Genomic DNA, 17,742 nt, shown 5'->3' with positions numbered 1-17,742 from the left:
CAGTTTAACGTATGCAATTTTAACTTAGTACACTTCCCATTTGCCCGATTTTATTAATGCTTCTCGTGCCCGATTAGTTTTATCCGTCAATAATTCTTCGTATTGTATTGGGCTTTCGAAATATTCATCCAGCGTGACTTCCGCAACTACTGATTTATCGATTCCGTTAATCAGTGTAACCGTTCTTTGTTTTGCAAGAGGTGAATCCTTATCATTTTCTATAAAATCAGTAGCTGGAGTCTGTGTAATTGGATCAATAAGGAAACCATCTTTTTCAATGTATTTTGAATTAGCATTAACAATCCGGTTCATAACTTCAATTTGTGTACAATCAATGCATATATTTAGCACTCACTGATACAGACTGCGACGAGAATAGATTGATTCCATTTTACCAATAAAAGAAATGCCCAAAATATCTTGGGCATTCCTTTCTTTCCTATTCCTTTTCAGACTTCTTTGTATTGTCAAATTCAAATTTTTCAAGTGATGGCGTCATGTTTTGGTAATCAGCCGGGGCTTTAAAAGTCGACATTTTCGCTTCCTTATTAAACTCAATGGAGAGTACCTCTATACTGTTTGTAACTTCCTTCTTGTCATTTGTTTCTTCTAATTTGAGTAACACACCGGTTTCTGTGTCTATCCACATTTTAAAGTATGTTGCTTGATGCTTTTCTGCTAGTATAAGATCTTCGTGTTGACCTTCAATTACAGTTACAGACCGATCAAGTAGTTTTTCCGCTCCAACTATTTGATGATTTGTAGGAGTCAACCAGAATGCATAGTCTTGAGGAAAAATGACATCATTTGCGCTTGAGGAAAAGGCTGGGTCAGGTCTTTTAACAAAGACCTTTTCTCCTTTTTCGTTTTTGGATGTGCGTGACCCTTTCTTGTCGAAAGAAGCTGCTCCATTTTCTTTGCTGGCCTTAGTCTTCTTATACATTTTCTGTTTATGCTGGACAGTCCAATAAAACTCTCCATCATATGCAGTTTCCTTGATGATTTCTGCTTTCGTGTTATTCTCTACTTTTACATGACTACGTGGATTCTTTCCTTGTTGGACTTCAAATTCTACCGTTTCATCCACACCAATCGGGGTGAGAATCGCCCGATAGGAGCCACTAACGCTTTGATAGTTATCAATAGCATTGAGCATTTTTTCTTGAATGGACTTTGAATCAGTGACGTTCGAAATCGATTCTGTCTGTTGTTCTACTTCAGTTTGTTGCTCTACCTCAGTTTGTTGCTCTACCTCAGTTTTTGGAGCCTCCTCTGCATTACTTTTTACCGCATAAAAGCCAGTCAGTCCCAAACCAACCAAAGAGGTTGCCAGGATTACAGAATATGTTTTTTTCATTCTAATCGCATCCTTTACTATATTTCATTACTTAAAGGGAAACAGCGTCGGCACCTGTTTGTGTGCTTGAAGCTCCGCTGTAATCTTTTCCAGTTACCATAACTTGCGCCTTAGCATTATCCAAATATATGTTACCTACAGTGTTCCAGCCGGATGGAGCAGAGTATTGGTTAACTGAGCCTACATATTCAAATTCCTGCCATCCTTCGGAAAGTGCCTGATAATCTGCTTCTCTATTAGTGAACTTGGAACTACCTAAGTAAACCTCCAACGTAGCTCTTCCTGAAGAGAGTGTTGGAAATTTCCATACATAAAAATCATTGACACTAGCGCCAGATCGGGAAAGACGATGATCTGAATTGTAGCTACCTGATTGACTACTTTGAAATGACCAGGTTCCATAATAACTTTGGGAACATCCTGAACTTGAAGTTGGATCATTGTCACAAATTTTAGCAGATGCCCCTTCTGCGAATGCAAGAGCACCGGAAATAGCAAGTGTGAAAGCAAAACCCCAAAAAGCACCTTTTTTCATTTAGCTCACCTTTTCTTTATTTGTTGTTGGGACGAGGGTCTCAGTTATTACACTAGTACATATTAATTCTCACCTCCTACTCATGCATTTGGAATCTTTCTTAATCTGGAAGGCATCCAAATGGAAAAATTTACAACATTACTATATCAGACAAATTTTGAGATTTTTGTCGTATTTTGTCCAATATGTGTAAATTAGTAAATTATACCTATTATTATTTTTTTAAAAAAACACCTCTGCTTACCTAAGGAGACGGTATTTTACCAGCAGAGGCTTTTTGAATGGAGAGCATTTTGTAAGGCTAAGTCATCCGTATAATGCTGAAGACAGGCGAGCTGTTCGTATTACTAAATTGCTTGATTAATACTGGACAAGTCTGAATCATCACGACCAAGCCAAATGACGTTGTGGCTGATATTCATGACCAGTTGCGAGTTTTCCTCTACGAACCTTTGTACATACTCAGACTGACCGAAAGTTTCTAAAAGAGCATTCTCAGTTAGTAGGAAAGAAAGGCGAAAGCACAAAAAAAGAAGAGACAGTCCTTATCTGCCTCTCCCTGTCATCCTATCTAGTTAAAGGACATCCCTATTTCTCCCCAGACAAAAACAACTGCGGAGCCGTATACAGCGCAGGTGAGCCTCCTGTGTGCAGGAACAGTACGTGATCCTCTTTTGTAAACTGCCCTTCCCGAATCATGCCGATCAATCCTGCCATCGCTTTTCCTGTATAGACCGGATCGAGCAAAATCCCCTCCGTGCGAGCCACCAGCTGTACGGCTTCGACCATCTCCTCCGTAGGGATTGCGTAGCCCGGACCTACATTTTTGTCTTCGCAGCGAACCGCAGCTGGCAGAATCTCTCCTCTAAGTCCTACTGCTTCTGCCGTGCTTTGGACCAGCTCCAGCACCTTGGCTTCCTGGGAAGCGCGATCGCGGCTTACGTTGACCCCGATCACCTTGGTGTTGGACTGTCTCGCCATGAATCCCGCGATCAAGCCCGCTTGCGTACCGCCGCTGCCTGTCGCCGTCACCACGTAATCAAAAGGAGTCCCTGTCTCCCACGCCTGCTGCTCGATTTCCTCGGCACAAGCCATATAGCCTATTGAGCCCACTTCATTGGAGCCGCCAACCGGGATCAAGTACGGTTTTCTGCCTTCTTTTTTCAGAGCTTGCGCCAGTTCTTCCATCGCGGCCAGCATGTCTCCATCAGATGCGATTACTTCGATTTTTTCTGCGCCAAGCAAATGGAACAGCAGATGATTGCCGCCAGCTTGTGGATTGTAGCCTGTCTCAGGCTCGGTCAAAACGAGCTGGCACGCCAAGCCTTCGCGTACGGCAGCGGACAGCGTCAGACGGCAGTGATTCGACTGAACAGCCCCGCAGGTGATAAGCGTATCGGCTCCTTGTTTGATTGCGTCCGCGGCCAGATACTCCAGCTTCCGCGTCTTATTGCCTCCTGCTGTAAGCCCCAAAAGATCGTCGCGTTTGATCGAAATCGTCGGCCCTCCCAGCACCTCAGATAGTCGGTCCAGCCTTTCGATTGCTGTAGGTCCAGTCGTATAATGTCTGCGTTCGTAGCGGATCGGATTCATGAGTTCTCTCCTCTGCACTTTACTTGATTGTGTATACAATACTCGCTAAAGGGAGGAGATTCCTTCTCGTCCGTTTCAAACAGGCAATTGTAAAAAATGAATTCCTCGTATATAGTGATACATAGTAACAATCTTGCAACATCAACGGAGGTGGGGAATATGACAATGACATACGTGAGCTTTATTTCCGAATGCAATCATATTCCATTTCCCCATCTGGCGTACGTGAAAGCCTCCTAGTGTATCTAGCAGGTTCTCTGAGCTGTGCGTAAAACACGGGGATAACCCGTGTTTTTTTGTATGGCAAGGATGTACGCGTTAAAGGCTTGGTGTTGCCAGGTTTGTTTATGCTTGCCGCCGTGGGGATGGACTGTCCCCACGGTTTTTTGCTTTCTACTGCCGTGGGGATTGACAGCTCCACGGCTTTTTTCTACTCACATACCAAATGGAGGTTGAGACGATGAGTACAAGTAACAACAATGCAGGATTGGTAGCAGCACAAGGGCTTTCGGAAGAACAATTGCAGCAGATTGTCAATTTGGCAAAGGAATGTGAAGCTTACGATGGATTTGATTTATCCGCCAATCTGAATGTATCGATGCTCCAAAACCGTCCTCCTGAACAAGCAAATGATTTTCTGTATTTCCAAGACGGTCAACTGGTTGGTTTCCTCGGCATGTATGCGATCGTCAGCCCTAAAGAAGTGGAGATCAGCGGAATGGTTCATCCAGACTATCGACGCAAAGGGATCTTCCGTGCTCTTTATGCAAAAGCAAAGGCAGAGTGTGAAGCTCGTCAGGTGACGCAAATCCTGCTCGTCAGCAATCGAGAATCAGAGGCAGCCAGCTTGTTTGCAAAAGCCGTGGCCGCCACGTATCAATTCTCTGAATACAAGCTGGATTACTCTGCTACAGGGCCTGTACATACTCCAGAAGCAGATCAACGTCTACAGCTTCGCCCAGCCACAGTAAATGATTTCGATACGCTTGTAGAAATCGGCGTGAGTGGTTTCGGGGAAACAATCGAGCGAACGGCAGCGGTGGTCACCCGAAATCTGTCCGAGTCGTCCTTTCAATCCTATCTGGCCCTGTATGATTCGGAACCAGTTGGGATGATTACCGCGAGTGACGAGGATGACATGTACTACATCTCTGGATTTTGTGTAAAAAAAGAACTGCAAGGAAAAGGCTTGGGTAGAAAAATCCTCACGCGGACGGTCGAAATCATAAAGCAAAAAGAACAGAAAGGAATCAGCCTGGAAGTTGCCGTCGACAATCAAAACGCCTTGTCCCTCTACCAATCTGCTGGATTTGAGGTTGTCTCGTCCTATGACTACTATGTAGGGTGAGAGCAGCCCTCGTAAAAAATGGCTACCAGATGCCCAGTCAGTCAGCCGACCGCCCAAGCATTGATAGCCATTTTCTTTTACGCTTTCGCCACGCACTCTGGGAGCAATTCAATAAATGTATTCACATCTGCGCTATCGTTGAACAAGTGGATGGAAGCCCGCACCCTTCCATCCCCTCCCCACACATAGACGTTCTGTTGCTGCAACCGCTCTGCTACACTGCTCCCCTGGCTGCATACGATTGAGATATTTCCTGCCCGCAAAGACGGATCTGAAGGAGTCATCACTTCATAGCCCAGAGCTTTCACCCGCTCGATCAGCAAATCGCCCAATTGGAGTACATGTTTCTCCACATTTTCAATTCCCACGTCCACGAGCAAGCCCGTGCTGTAAGCCAATGAATACAGCGACGCATAGCTGGGAAAGCCCCTTTCATAACGCCGGGCATCCTCGTGCAGGGTATAAGATTCGAAGCGGTTTGGACTGAATTGATCCTGGATGCTTCTCCATCCTGGACTGCGGTAAACAAGATCACGGACACGTTCGCTCTGATTCACTGCGAGAATGCCTGCACCGTGGATAGACAACAACCATTTGTAGGAGCTGCAGACGATGAAGTCAGCATCCTCGATCCGAACAGGTACGACACCCAATGACTGGGTAACGTCTACCAACAGCAGCGCATTCGTTTTCTTCAGAGACTGATAGAGTGTTCGATAATCAAGCCTGCTCCCCGACATATAGCTGACGTGACTGGTCATGACGAACCTGGTCCGCTCATCCACCCTGGCGAGAATATCTTCGGGAGATACTTGCCAATCCCGATGCCCGACGACGCGCACATCTACCCCTTTTTGTTGCAGGCCTAACCACGGCAAGACTCCCGAGGGGAATTCCAGCGTGTTAATTACAACGTTATCTCCTTGCTCAAAAGGAATCGACTGGGCAATGATCGCGATTGCTTCCGACGTATTGGAGATCAATGCAATATCCTCTGCTTTGCCATGCAGCAGTTTGGCTACATTTTGCTTGCAAAGCGCTTCGACCCTTGTATTGTTTTCCCTGCCCAGTGGCCCTTTGCTTCTCGCATGCAAATAGTCGTTGACCGCTTCCAGACTTCCGCGAAGAGTAGGTGTTTCCGCTCCACTATATAGCCACGTGCAGTTATCGAGTCCAAGAAAAACGGATTTATCCACTAATGACTTCATGAGCGTAAGTTTCCTCCCTGAACGTTAATTCGGCTGCTTCAAACTGTTCATGAGGGAACGCCCAGCAGATTGGAGCAACGATACATCCATCCCAACAGCAAAATACTGAACACCCGCTTCCGCCCATTCTTTTGCCTGCTCTATGGTCCCAGCGTGAATTCCGACAGCTATGCCCTTTTGGCGAACGGTCTTGATCAACGAATCAATCGTATCCTTTACAACTGGATGCTCGATTTGCCCCGAATATCCCAATGCATGAGAAAGATCCAGCGGCCCAATAAACACGACATCAATCCCGGGGACCTCCAGAATGGCATCCAGGTTTTTTAAGCCCTCCTCTGATTCAATTTGGATGATCATGAGGGTGTCTTCTTCCGCCTCTTTTAAATGCTGATCCAACGGAGTTGCTCCCCATCCGGTTGCTCGTACTGCTCCGCCCAGTCCCCTCGTACCAGGCTGGGTGTAGCGTGCACCTTTTAACAGGTGTGCACACTGCTCTCTCGTCTCGATTCGCGGCAAAACGAAGGAGGAATAGCCAATATCCATGATGCGGTACAGATCGGCCGGGTTTTGCGTGGCAACCCTCACGGCGAGCGGAATATCATGTCGATACCCAGCCAGAATCATGTAATCGAGCATTTGCAGATCGATCGAGCTGTGCTCCATATCAATGTGCAGGAAATCAAATCCGACATCCCCCAATGCTTCTACAATGATGGGCGAGGGAATTCTGACCCAGCTTCCATACACGCATTTGCCTTCCTTCAATTTGCTTTTGATTGGATTCATTGCCATTTGCTTTCTCTCTCCTTTTTGATCGAGTCGTAGAAAAAATACCCGCGATTTTGCGAATATCAAATGCGGGTACGTGGTCTGTCATTGGGCTGATTTAGTTGTAAGCGTGTGGTTTGCGTGCCTCCTGAATGGCCGTCACATACTGTCTCGCTATGTTCGTAATCCGATTGTACTCGGAGGTTTCGAGCGCCTGGCGATCGATTAAGTTGCCTCCGATCCCGACAGCGGCTACACCTGCCTGTATGAACGAAGCGACGTTTTCCAGGTTGACGCCACCTGTCGGGATGATCGGAATATGCGGAAAAGGAGCTTTTACATCTTTTATATATTGGATGCCGAGACCTGCCGCCGGAAAGATTTTGACCAGATCTGCTCCCGCTTCGATCGCTGTAATCATTTCTGTGGGTGTCATCACCCCGGGGACGGCAATCTTTCCATAACGCAGCGCGGTTTGAATCACATCTTCATGAAGGCTGGGACTAAAGAGGAAATCAGCCCCGCTCTGAATGGCCAGCCCTGCCGATACGCTATCGACAACCGTCCCCGCACCGACAATCGCCCGCCCTCTATATTTGGCAGACAGCTTCGCGATGGTGTTGAATGCCCCTGGTGAATCTACGGTAACCTCAAGTGCCGTGACTCCTCCTTCTACGAGGCTGTCGGCAACATGCTCTACCTGTTCCTCAGGAATCCGCCTGATGACGGCGATGACACCACTCTCAACCAACTTTTTCAAAAGCATGACTTTAGGCAGCACGATGGCTCCCCCTCTCTCTTGATCCTTTAGCGCAGCACTTCTTTTTTCTCATCATCTGGAGCAATCCGATTCCAAAACGGGTACCCTTCCACATCGCCCACCACGGATAAAGCAAAGGCGCCGACGCGATTTCCGAGCTTGACCGCCTCTTGCAACGGCCAGCCACGGATCAATCCGGACAGGAATCCGGCAGCAAAACCGTCTCCCGCACCAATTGGGTCCACGATTCTCTCCACTGGAAATCCGGGGACGTACTCAGCCGTATCCCGCGTCGCATAAAAGGCCCCTTTTTCTCCCAGCTTTAGCACAACGACCTTCGCACCATTTTCCAAGAGACGAGCTGCTATTTTCTCCGGCTCGGTTTCCCCTGTCATGATTTCTCCTTCTTCAATGCCTGGCATGACGATATCGCAGCGACTGGATATGTCATTCAAAGCTTCTCTCGCCTCTTCTTTGGTCCACAGTTTTAGACGAATATTCGGGTCAAACACGACTGTAAGCTGGTGCGCTCTCGCGATCTCAATCGCTCGATCAATCAAGTCTCTGCATGAGGACCCCAGCGCAGCCGTAATTCCAGTAAGATGCAAAAACTTGGCCTGTGCAATATAGGCCTCGTCCAAATCATCAGGACTCATCTGGCTTGCAGCCGATCCCCTGCGATAATAGTAGACTTTCGGTTCATTATCTGCCTGTCTCTCTTTGAAAAACACCGCTGTCGGATACTTGTCGTCGAACTCCACCTGGGAGGTGTCAACGCCTTCTCCCCGAATGAAATTGCGAATGTATAGACCAAATTCATCGTCGCCAAGTCTACTCACCCAACCAGCCTGATGCCCTAATCTTGCCAGCGCGATCGCTACATTCGATTCCGCACCGCCGATTGTTTTTTCAAACTTGGTTACATACCGTAGTGGACCAACGGACCCTGGAGTAAAGAGCACCATTGTTTCTCCGATTGTTACTACGTCCATACTTGCCCTTCCTCCCTTAAGCATTGCTGCAACCTCTATCTGCCCAGCCAGCCGCCATCCACCACGAGAACATGGCCGTTCACATAATCGGATGCTTGTGAAGCAAGAAAGACGACACTTCCCTTCATATCCTCTGCCCGCCCCCAACGTCTGGCAGGAATTCTTTCGAGAATCTGGCGATTGCGCGTTTCATCCCTCTGCAATGCTTCATTCATATCCGTAGCCATATATCCTGGCGCGATCGCATTGACCGTAATTCCATGCGGCGCCCATTCATTCGCCAAAGCTTTTGTTAATTGGGCGACACCGCCTTTGGCTGCTGCATACGCTGGAACCCGCATTCCTCCTTGGAACGACAGGAGTGACGCGATATTGATGATTTTTCCGCGCCCTGGGCAATCATTCGACGCCCAGCCTGCTGACAAAGCAGAAATACAGTCTTCAGGTTCACGTCCAGTACATCATCCCAGTCCACTTCCTCAAAAGCCTCAGCGTGTGAACGCCGCTGGATCCCTCCGTTGTTCACCAGAATATCTACCCGTCCGAAAAGGCGATCAACCTGATCCATCACCTGTTTCACCTGATCCATTTCGGCCAGATCGCACAAAATGATTTCGCACCGGCGCCCTGCCGCCTCTACCAACTCTTTTGTAGCCGTATCGCCAGCGCTGCGTTGAACCAGAGCGATATCCGCCCCTGCTTCCGCCAAAGCAACCGCCATCGCCTGTCCCAGTCCGCGGGTGGCGCCGGTAATAACCGCTACTTGCCCGTGCAAATCAAACATGGTCATTTCGCTTCCCTTCCTGTTTCGCCGCTGTCTTCTTCCTGGCTGATTTGCACCAGTACCTTGACCGCATTTCCTCCCGTAAGCAACAGGTCAAATCCGGATTTCACCTCTGCCAGAGGCATGATATGCGTGATCAGCTTTTCGAAATCAAACGGCTTCTTCAAAAGTTCGGCGGCGATCTCAAAATCTTTTGGCGTATATACGCGGACGCCTTTGATCGTGATTTCCTTAAACATCGCTTGCAGCAAATCAATCGGGGCCGATTTCTTGTAAGCCGCAACAACGACTGCCGTTCCCCGGATTTTCGTGGCTCGTGTCAACAGCTCCGATACAGACGGATGGCCTGCGCAGTCAAAGGAGAAATCGGCACCGTTCCCCTCTGTTCTCGAATAAATCTGCTCCAGCATGTCGCCTTCTGCAGGATCAATCGTTTCAAAACCCAGTTCTTTTGCCATTTGCAGGCGGAAACGGTTGGTTTCGGCCACGATTACTCGCCCCGCTCCCAAAAGCTGCAAGGAAACGGCGACGCACATGCCAATCGGTCCTGCTCCGAATACGACCGCTGTGTCGCCTGGAACAAACCCTGATTGCCGGACAGCGTGGACGCCAACCGCCAGCGGCTCGATCAATGCGCCCGCTTTCAGCGAAACATTCTCTGGCAATGCATGAATAGTTTCTGGTGGAGCGGCCACATACTCTGCCATAGCCCCGTCGCAGTCAATTCCGATCAGCTTGAGGTTCTTGCACACATGGCTCTTGCCTGTCTGACACGGCTCGCACTCTCCGCAGAACAAGAGTGGACGGATCGTCACCGGCGTGCCCGTCGGCAAAACAGGATGCCCCTCTACCAATGTACCGGACAGCTCATGCCCGATGATAAGTGGCCCCTTCGCACGCGGGTGCGCCCCGACATAAATATTCAAATCCGTACCGCAAATGCCCGAATAGCTCACCTTCACCAAGGCCCAGCCTGGTGGCGGTGATGGTTTAGGCTTTTCTTCTACTCGAATGTCATTTGCCCCATAGTAAACAGCGCTTTTCATGTTTAACAACTGGCTCATCCTAACTCGCTCCTCTTATAGCTGATTCACTGGATAGTGAGGCTGTTGTCCTGTCAAAACACGTACGGCTTCTTCCGCCGCTTTTCGCTTCAATTCATCAAATGCCTGTTCGGAATACCAAGCAACATGCGGAGTAATGATGCAGCTCTCGTGTCGCAACAACGGGTTATCCGGCTTCGGCGGTTCCAGCTCCATGACATCGAGAGCTGCTCCTGCTATCCAGCCTTCGGTGAGTGCCTGATCGAGTGCCGCCTCGTCAATAATCGAACCACGTGCTGTATTGATGAGATAGGCGGAAGACTTCATCGCCTGCAGTTCGCTTTTGCCAAACAAATTTTTCGTATCTTCCGTTAATGGACAATGGATCGAAATCACATCGGAGCGTTCGAGCAATTCATCAAATGTGACTCGCTCAACAAACGGCAGCTCTTCCGCTACCGTATTCCTGTGATCATAGCCAATGACGTTGAAACCAGCCCCATGTGCCTTCTTGGCAAAAGCGCTCCCGATTCGTCCGAGGCCCACCACACCGACGGTTTGTCCACGCAAACGCAGAATCGGACGCGAAATGCTAAACTCCCATTCTCCCCTGCGCACCGCATTGCCTAGAAGCAATGTTTTGCGTGCCAGTGTATACATGAGCGCCATCGCATGATCGGATACTTCATCTACACCGTAATCAGGCACGTTGCAGATTTGGATGCCATAATCAGTGGCAGCCCCGATATCGACGTTATTCACACCTACACCATAGCGAACGATGACCTTGCAGCGTGGCAACTGGCTGAGTACATTTCGCGTCAAGGGAGCGTATTGATTTAACAAACCATCTGCATCCGCACAGTCCCGAATCACGTCTTCCTCCGTTTTGCACTCATGCAGAACCATCTGTGCAGACGCCCCGCGGATGACTTTTTGCTCGATCTCCACCGATGGGTGGTCACAATCGGTAATTCCTATCATGAGGTTGCTCATGGTACTCCCGCCCCTTCATATGTCTACTGCTTCAATCAGCTGCTCCATGCAATGGTCAATGGTAGGTACATCACTGGCGACGCGGACATTTCCCATATCCTTTAATCCGTGCCCGGTCAAGACGACGACCACGGAATCATTTTCAGTAATCCGGTTTTCTTCCAAGCTTTTCATCAATCCCGCTATGCCTGCTGCCGCTGAAGGTTCTACAAAAACACCTTCCTCCCCGGCCAGCAGCATTTGCGCCTGCAATATTAGCGAGTCAGGCACGTCTGTTACAAATCCATTCGATTGCTTCACGATCTGAAGCGTATAGGTTCCGTCTTTTTCATAACCTACCAATCCGTCAGCGATCCCGCCGGCAATCGTGCGCGGGTCTGGCTCTGCCTGTACGACCGGCTCTCCCTGCACAAAGGCTGTTGCAATCGGATTGTTCCCCTCTGCCTGGATGCCTGCCATCCGGGGCATTTTGGTGCTTACATGATACTGACTTTTTTCCACATATCCTTTATAAATGCCGATCAGCAAAGGCCCCGCACCGATTGGCACGTAGATCACATCCGGAATCGTACCGCTCATTTGTTCATAAAGCTCGTAGGCCACGACTTTGTTTCCTTCCACCGTGTACGGATTGAGGAGGGTCGTCGTGAGGTTGAAGATGTTCTGACTCTCTCCAAGCTGTTTCGCCAGCGAAAAGCAATTGCTGTACGGACCCGTGACCCGGATGACTTTTGCTCCGTAGGCCAGTGTCTGTTTCACCTTTTCCAGTGGTGTGGAATCCGGAACAAGAATAATCGCCTCAAGCCCTGCACGAGCAGCATAAGCGGCGACGGAAGCTGCCCCATTTCCACTGGAGGCCGCAATCACCTTTTGATATCCAAATTCAATTGCTTTGGAAATCCCGATGGATACGGGACGGTCTTTAAAAGAACCCGTGGGATTCATAAATTCGCATTTGAGCTGCAAAGACTTTACGCCCAGCCTTTTCGCAAGCCTCTCAGCCGAAAGCAACTTGGTATCTCCCTCGCCCAGATAAATGCGGTTTTCCCCAGCGATTGGCAGCCATGCACGCGGTTCCTCTATATTCTCCTGCGCATAGGTCACTTCCAAAATACCCTGGCACGCTTCACATTCATACAGCGGGGCCAGCGGATAGAGGGTTTGGCAGAACACACATCGCAGTCCTATTGCATGCATTTCATCACCCCCTGCTTGCACTAGATGACTTTCCGTAAAAAGGCTTGTGTCCGCTCATTTTTGGGAGCTCGGAAAATATCTTCCGGATTTCCTTCCTCGATGATGTAGCCTTGGTCCATGAAGATCACCCGATCGGCTACCTCGCGAGCAAAGCCCATCTCATGCGTGACGACGACCATCGTCATTCCTTCTTGTGCCAGATCCTTCATGACATTCAGAACTTCTCCGACCAGCTCTGGGTCAAGCGCCGAGGTAGGCTCATCAAACAGCATGATTTTTGGATTCATCGCCAGCGCCCGGGCAATCGCCACACGCTGCATTTGACCCCCGGACAGGTTGCCTGGATACGAGTCAGCCTTTTCCTTTAGCCCGACCTTTTCCAGCAATTCCAGGGCCTTTTCTCTCGCCGCTTCTTTGGATACATTTTTAACAATGACAGGTGCCAGCATGACATTCTCCAGCGCAGTCTTGTGTGGAAAGAGGTTGAACTGCTGAAATACCATCCCCACCTCTGTCCGTACCTTGTTGATGTCTGTCTTGGCATGAGAGATGTCATAATCTCCAATCAGAACCTGGCCGCTCGTAATTTGCTCCAACAGGTTGAGGCATCTGAGAAAGGTGCTTTTCCCAGAACCGGAGGGACCGATGACACAAACCACTTCCCCCTCCTGAATCTCGCAATCGATTCCTTTCAAAACCTCCAGCTTTCCGTAGCTTTTATGCAAATCTTTCACTTGAATGTTCATTTCCTATCTCCCTTCCCTTTACTAGCCAGCCATGTCAAGTAACGAGCATGCCTTACGTCGATCGCAAAAATCTCTTTTCGTAGTAATAAGATGCCTTGGACAGTCCGAAGCAGAGTACGAAATACACAGCGGCGACTGCCAGGAAAGAGGCGATCGGGTTAAAGGTCAGACTGCTGACTACCTTTCCCGCCTTGGTCAAATCAATGTAGCCGATGATGGAAACAAGCGACGAATCCTTGATCAGCGCGATGAAAAATCCGATACCGGGGGGAATGATGAACTTCATTGCTTGTGGCACGATTACATGGCGGAATTTTTGATAAGAAGTCATCCCCAAAGCATCTGCGGCCTCGAATTGCCCTTTGGGAACCGACTGAATTCCTCCCCTGACAATTTCGCCCAAATAGGCACCGGCGTAAATCGAGAGGGCCATGACAGCGGAAAATCCTTTGGAAAAGTTGATTCCAATCTGGAGCATCGGAAGCGCGAAATAGATCAAGAAGATGATCATCAGCAGTGGAACTCCCCTGATCAAGCGGATATATAAGGAAGAAAGGGCGTTTGCCAGCTTGTTTTTGGATGATGCCCCAAGACCGACAATGATTCCGATCGCACCACCAATAAGTAAGGAGAAGAAGCAAAGCTGGATCGTCAGCCACGCTCCTTTTAGGATAGGGACGAAATGTATCCAACCAAAATCTTGAGTCATTGTGATCCTCCCTTTACCATTTGAACACTTTCTTTGCCAAGGAGTTGGACAGGTAGATAAAGATGGACGAGCATCCGTAGTAAAGCACCGTGGCAATCAGTGTGATTTCCAATGTTCTGGATGTTTGTGTCTCGATATTCATCACTTGATACGTCAGTTCCTCAAGCGAAATAATGGAGGCGACGGAAGAAAACAAGAATAGTAAGACTAGCTGGTTGGTCAATGCCGGAAACGCTGTGCGAAAAGCAGGAGGTAGAATCACATGTCGAAACGTCTGGGCTGCATTCATCCCGAGTGCGCTTCCCGCTTCATTCAGCCCTTTGGGGACGCTGCCAAATCCTGCCCGGAATATTTCGGCTGTATAGGCTCCGTTGTTGATCGTGATCCCGATCAAAGCGGACCATAGCGGACTGATATCGAGACCTAGCTGCCCCATTCCGAAATAAAGCAAATACAACTGGACGATTAATGGTGTATTACGAATCACTTCGATGTACGTGTTCCCCAAATAACGGACAACCGTGATCTTGCTGGACTTGCATAAGGCGACAAACAGACCAAGTACGGTTCCTGCCAGCATACATACAACGGTAATCAGCAAGCTCGTACCCAAACCGCTAATCAGCAAAGGGATGTACGGGATGATATCATGGAAGACCAAGTTCACGAACCAATCACCTCATTCTCAGGGTGATCAGAACGGGAGAGCAGAGTCCCCCGTTCCGATGAATGTAGAGCCTCTCGAGGATTAATAGGTCAACAGCTTCGGCGCATCGACACCAAATCTATTTTTGTACAATTCTGCACCTTCACCGGAATAGTTCAGGTTACGGATAAAATGGTTCAAATAATTCAACCACTCCTGATCGCCTTTTTTCACACCCATGGCAATATAGGAGGACTGGAACGGTTGTCCTGGCAGCGATTCGAATTCTTGATTCTTTTTGAGCAAGTCGAGAATGATTCCGTCTTCTTCTACGAATACGTCTACCTTGCCGGTTTTCAGTGCCAAAAACGCATCGGCTGTAGAATCAAAACGGACGAGCTGAGCCTCTGGATAGTACTTGCTAAGTGCAATGTCACCTGTGGAGCCTTTAGAAACCGATACTTTCTTTCCTTTCACATCATCCCAGCTGCTGATCGGCTTGTTTTTCGGATACATAGGCACCAATCCAGCCGCAGAGTACGGAATGGTAAAGTTGATGGACTTCGCGCGTTCATTCGTTGGCGTAAATACAGAAATCGCTACATCTACCTTGTCCGATTCGAGCAGAGGAATCCGGTTCACACCGTCTGTCGTCACGAATTCAATCTCTGCACCCAGGGATTCTGCGAGCTTGCGGGCAATGTCTGGATCAAAGCCTTCGTACTCTCCGGATGCGTTCAGTACACTCCAGCCTGGACTGTCAGCATAAGTAGCGATGCGTATTTTTTTCGATTTGATGATCTTGTCGAGTCTGCTTTCTGTGCCCTGAGTCGGAGCTGAGCTTGTTTCGGAGCTGCATGCGGAAATCAACAGGACGATCGACATCATGAGAATCAGAAAGGCACTTCTCTTTTTCAAAAACATCTAAGACTCCCCCTTGTTTTTCGTTACTGTTTTCTATTTTTTCTTGCAAAATCACAGATTCGCTTGACACCTTCTAATAATTGGGAATCTTCAGTCGCGAGTGAGATACGAATCATGTGCGCGGTAGTAGAACCAAATGTCGTTCCTGGAGCTACCGCAACTCCTGATTCCTTGACCAAGGCTATGGCCAGATTCTCCTCATCCGTCACAACATCGGAGAGATCAATCATCATATAGAAAGCGCCTTTGGGCTTGTACGCCTTGATGCCGGCCTCTTCGAGCAGCTTGTAAGCGCTGTCACGACGAGCCTTATAAATCTCACACATTTCATGTACGAACTCCTGCGAGGAAGAGATGGCAGCTTCAGCTGCTTTTTGGGATACCGAAGATGCGCACGAGACGAGCGGTTCCAATACTTTGGCAATGATCGCGGCAATCTGCTGCGGTGCTACCGCATATCCGACCCGCCAGCCTGTCATCGCGTAATTTTTGGAGAATCCAAAGACACTGATCACTCGTCCTTCTGTATCGTAGGACATCGGAGAGATATGCTTGTCTTCAAACACAATCCCGTCGTACACTTCGTCGGAAATGACATAAATATCGTGTTTGGAAGCGAATGCCAGAATTTCTTTGATCTTCGTTTCAGAAAGCACGCCGCCAGTAGGATTGCCAGGAGAGTTGATGATGATTGCCTTGGTGTTTGGCGTAATCACTCTCTCCAGCTCAGCCACATCAGGGACAAAACCTGAGTCCGGCAAGAGCTTGTAACGTTTCGGAATGGATTCCTGGCTTAAAATGATCTGTTCGTAATTCGGCCAGCCCGGGTCGGGAATCAGGACCTCTTCCCCGGATTCCACAATCGATAGGATTGTTGCCGCAAGCGCATTTACTGCTCCTGCAGTGACCACGATCTGATCGGTATTTACCTGTAATTCGTATTGCCGCTTCAGATGGTCTGCGATGGAGCTGCGCAGGGAGATCAGTCCGGCGTTTGCCGTATAATGCGTAAACCCTTCGTTCATGGCTGCAAATGCTGCTTCTCGAATGTGGAGAGGGGTGTTTACATTAGGTTCACCCACTTCCAGATGGATCACATCCGGGATTGTTGCCGAGTAGTCCATGATTTGACGTATGCCTGAACGCGGCAGGGCGCTTCTCGTTTGGGATAGTGCCTTCATCTTCGCTTGTTCCTCCTTGAGGTAGGGATTTAAGTGTGTAGGTGATTCAAGCTTCGTTTTGAAAACGATTGGTCAAGCGACCGAGCTTTTCAATTTCGATCGTCACCTCGTCTCCAGCCTGAAGCCAAATCTGCTCCTGCTTTGGATGCCCCAGGATGACTCCTTCTGGCGTTCCAGTCAAAATGATGTCCCCTGGCATAAGTGTCATGTACGAAGAAATATAGCTGACAATTTCATCGCAGGCGAAGATCATATCGCCGGTATTGGAATCTTGTCTCACTTCTCCATTTACAATCGAGCGAATCCGCAAATGGTTGGGGCTTTCCACTTCATCCGAGGTGACGAGATAGGGACCTACCGGACAGAACCCGTCACAGCTTTTGCCCAGTAACCATTGGCTTGTCCGACTTTGCAGGTCGCGGGCAGAAAGATCATTCGCATTGCAATAGCCGAAAACATATTCCAAAGCGGTCTCTTTTGGGACGTGCTTTGCTTTTTTCCCGATGACAATGGCCAGTTCCGCCTCGTAGTCCACTTGACTGGAACCTTGCGGGAGCGGGATCTGTTCCCCATGGGCTGCGATGCTATTCCCAAACTTGCCAAACAAAACGGGTGATTCGGGAATGGGGAGGTTGGACTCTTCGGCGTGTTTGCGATAATTGAGACCTACGCAGATGATTTTTCCTGGATGAGGAACGCATGGACCGAGCTGAATGCTGTCTTCCCTAAGCCAAAGCTCGTCATCCTCTGCATCTCCTGCCAGTGCCAAAAGCTGGGCAAGCGACTCTAGCACCTCGTCTCCACCATCTACAATCTGTTCAATCGACTGAAGGATGGAAAAGTCTTTTTCCCATTTACTTGCTGCTTTGGCGATATCCAAAATTCCCCGCTCCGTCTTGATCCCTACTCGTAAGACTTTCTCTGTATGAAAAGTCAGCAGCTTCATACCGTC

The 17,742-nt window shown here is 48.8% G+C and carries 18 protein-coding genes and 1 pseudogene; 1 reads left to right on the top strand and 18 read right to left on the bottom strand.

Annotation, left to right across the window (positions count from 1 at the left end; all coding sequences use genetic code 11):
- Positions 1-24: 24 nt before the first annotated feature.
- The 4 genes from ACIFQN_RS24695 to ACIFQN_RS24680 all read right to left on the bottom strand — a co-directional run bounded on the left by ACIFQN_RS24695 (position 25) and on the right by ACIFQN_RS24680 (position 3,485).
- A complete protein-coding gene (locus ACIFQN_RS24695; RefSeq protein ID WP_429835693.1) occupies positions 25-312 on the bottom strand; it encodes a hypothetical protein in 288 nt (95 codons plus the stop codon).
- A 127-nt stretch (positions 313-439) separates the two neighbouring features.
- Positions 440-1,357 carry a hypothetical protein gene (locus ACIFQN_RS24690; protein WP_429835692.1) on the bottom strand — a complete coding sequence of 306 codons (918 nt, stop codon included), beginning with the start codon at positions 1,355-1,357 and terminating at the stop codon, positions 440-442.
- A 31-nt stretch (positions 1,358-1,388) separates the two neighbouring features.
- Positions 1,389-1,892, bottom strand: coding sequence for a hypothetical protein (locus ACIFQN_RS24685; RefSeq protein ID WP_429835691.1), 504 nt, complete (start codon positions 1,890-1,892; stop codon positions 1,389-1,391).
- A 588-nt stretch (positions 1,893-2,480) separates the two neighbouring features.
- The gene (locus ACIFQN_RS24680; protein WP_429835690.1) at positions 2,481-3,485 is read right to left on the bottom strand and encodes a D-cysteine desulfhydrase; all 1,005 of its coding nucleotides are present in this window, start codon (positions 3,483-3,485) and stop codon (positions 2,481-2,483) included.
- A gap of 460 nt (positions 3,486-3,945) precedes the next feature.
- Between ACIFQN_RS24680 and ACIFQN_RS24675 the strand changes: the two genes are divergently transcribed.
- Positions 3,946-4,833 carry a GNAT family N-acetyltransferase gene (locus tag ACIFQN_RS24675; protein ID WP_429835689.1) on the top strand — a complete coding sequence of 296 codons (888 nt, stop codon included), beginning with the start codon at positions 3,946-3,948 and terminating at the stop codon, positions 4,831-4,833.
- A gap of 77 nt (positions 4,834-4,910) precedes the next feature.
- Here the strand turns inward: ACIFQN_RS24675 and ACIFQN_RS24670 are convergent, their stop codons facing one another.
- From ACIFQN_RS24670 to ACIFQN_RS24605, 14 genes and pseudogenes are all read right to left on the bottom strand, one after another.
- Complete coding sequence (locus ACIFQN_RS24670; RefSeq protein WP_429835688.1) at positions 4,911-6,041, bottom strand: aminotransferase class V-fold PLP-dependent enzyme; 1,131 nt, start codon at positions 6,039-6,041, stop codon at positions 4,911-4,913.
- A 24-nt stretch (positions 6,042-6,065) separates the two neighbouring features.
- Positions 6,066-6,836 carry an HpcH/HpaI aldolase family protein gene (locus ACIFQN_RS24665; protein ID WP_429835687.1) on the bottom strand — a complete coding sequence of 257 codons (771 nt, stop codon included), beginning with the start codon at positions 6,834-6,836 and terminating at the stop codon, positions 6,066-6,068.
- Positions 6,837-6,930: 94 nt separating this feature from the next.
- Positions 6,931-7,593: a bifunctional 4-hydroxy-2-oxoglutarate aldolase/2-dehydro-3-deoxy-phosphogluconate aldolase gene (locus tag ACIFQN_RS24660; protein ID WP_429835686.1), complete on the bottom strand. Its 663-nt coding sequence runs from the start codon at positions 7,591-7,593 to the stop codon at positions 6,931-6,933.
- 26 nt (positions 7,594-7,619) lie between these two features.
- Positions 7,620-8,564 (bottom strand): sugar kinase, encoded by a 945-nt coding sequence (locus ACIFQN_RS24655; protein ID WP_429835685.1) that lies wholly within the window; start codon positions 8,562-8,564, stop codon positions 7,620-7,622.
- 35 nt (positions 8,565-8,599) lie between these two features.
- A pseudogene (gene kduD / locus ACIFQN_RS24650) lies at positions 8,600-9,354 on the bottom strand (2-dehydro-3-deoxy-D-gluconate 5-dehydrogenase KduD).
- A complete protein-coding gene (locus ACIFQN_RS24645) occupies positions 9,351-10,412 on the bottom strand; it encodes a zinc-dependent alcohol dehydrogenase (protein ID WP_429835684.1) in 1,062 nt (353 codons plus the stop codon). Before ACIFQN_RS24645 ends, kduD begins: the two are co-directional and overlap by 4 nt.
- A 15-nt stretch (positions 10,413-10,427) precedes the next feature.
- Positions 10,428-11,387 carry a C-terminal binding protein gene (locus ACIFQN_RS24640; protein WP_429835683.1) on the bottom strand — a complete coding sequence of 320 codons (960 nt, stop codon included), beginning with the start codon at positions 11,385-11,387 and terminating at the stop codon, positions 10,428-10,430.
- 15 nt (positions 11,388-11,402) lie between these two features.
- On the bottom strand, positions 11,403-12,584 hold the full coding sequence (gene thrC / locus ACIFQN_RS24635) for a threonine synthase (RefSeq protein WP_429835682.1): 1,182 nt from the start codon (positions 12,582-12,584) through the stop codon (positions 11,403-11,405).
- A gap of 20 nt (positions 12,585-12,604) precedes the next feature.
- Positions 12,605-13,330, bottom strand: coding sequence for an amino acid ABC transporter ATP-binding protein (locus ACIFQN_RS24630; protein WP_429835681.1), 726 nt, complete (start codon positions 13,328-13,330; stop codon positions 12,605-12,607).
- A 52-nt stretch (positions 13,331-13,382) separates the two neighbouring features.
- A complete protein-coding gene (locus ACIFQN_RS24625; RefSeq protein ID WP_429835680.1) occupies positions 13,383-14,039 on the bottom strand; it encodes an amino acid ABC transporter permease in 657 nt (218 codons plus the stop codon).
- Between the two features lie 13 nt (positions 14,040-14,052).
- Positions 14,053-14,706 (bottom strand): amino acid ABC transporter permease, encoded by a 654-nt coding sequence (locus ACIFQN_RS24620; RefSeq protein WP_429835679.1) that lies wholly within the window; start codon positions 14,704-14,706, stop codon positions 14,053-14,055.
- 81 nt (positions 14,707-14,787) lie between these two features.
- A complete protein-coding gene (locus ACIFQN_RS24615) occupies positions 14,788-15,609 on the bottom strand; it encodes a transporter substrate-binding domain-containing protein (protein ID WP_429835678.1) in 822 nt (273 codons plus the stop codon).
- A 23-nt stretch (positions 15,610-15,632) separates the two neighbouring features.
- A complete protein-coding gene (locus ACIFQN_RS24610; RefSeq protein ID WP_429835677.1) occupies positions 15,633-16,790 on the bottom strand; it encodes a pyridoxal phosphate-dependent aminotransferase in 1,158 nt (385 codons plus the stop codon).
- A gap of 46 nt (positions 16,791-16,836) precedes the next feature.
- Entirely contained in the window at positions 16,837-17,736 is a 900-nt protein-coding gene (locus ACIFQN_RS24605) for a fumarylacetoacetate hydrolase family protein (RefSeq protein WP_429835676.1), read from the bottom strand.
- Positions 17,737-17,742: the final 6 nt, after the last annotated feature.

The organism is Brevibacillus sp. NRS-1366, from assembly GCF_050467985.1.
The sequence above is the reverse complement of the archived record's forward strand: the minus strand, read 5'-3'. Positions and strand labels throughout refer to the sequence as shown.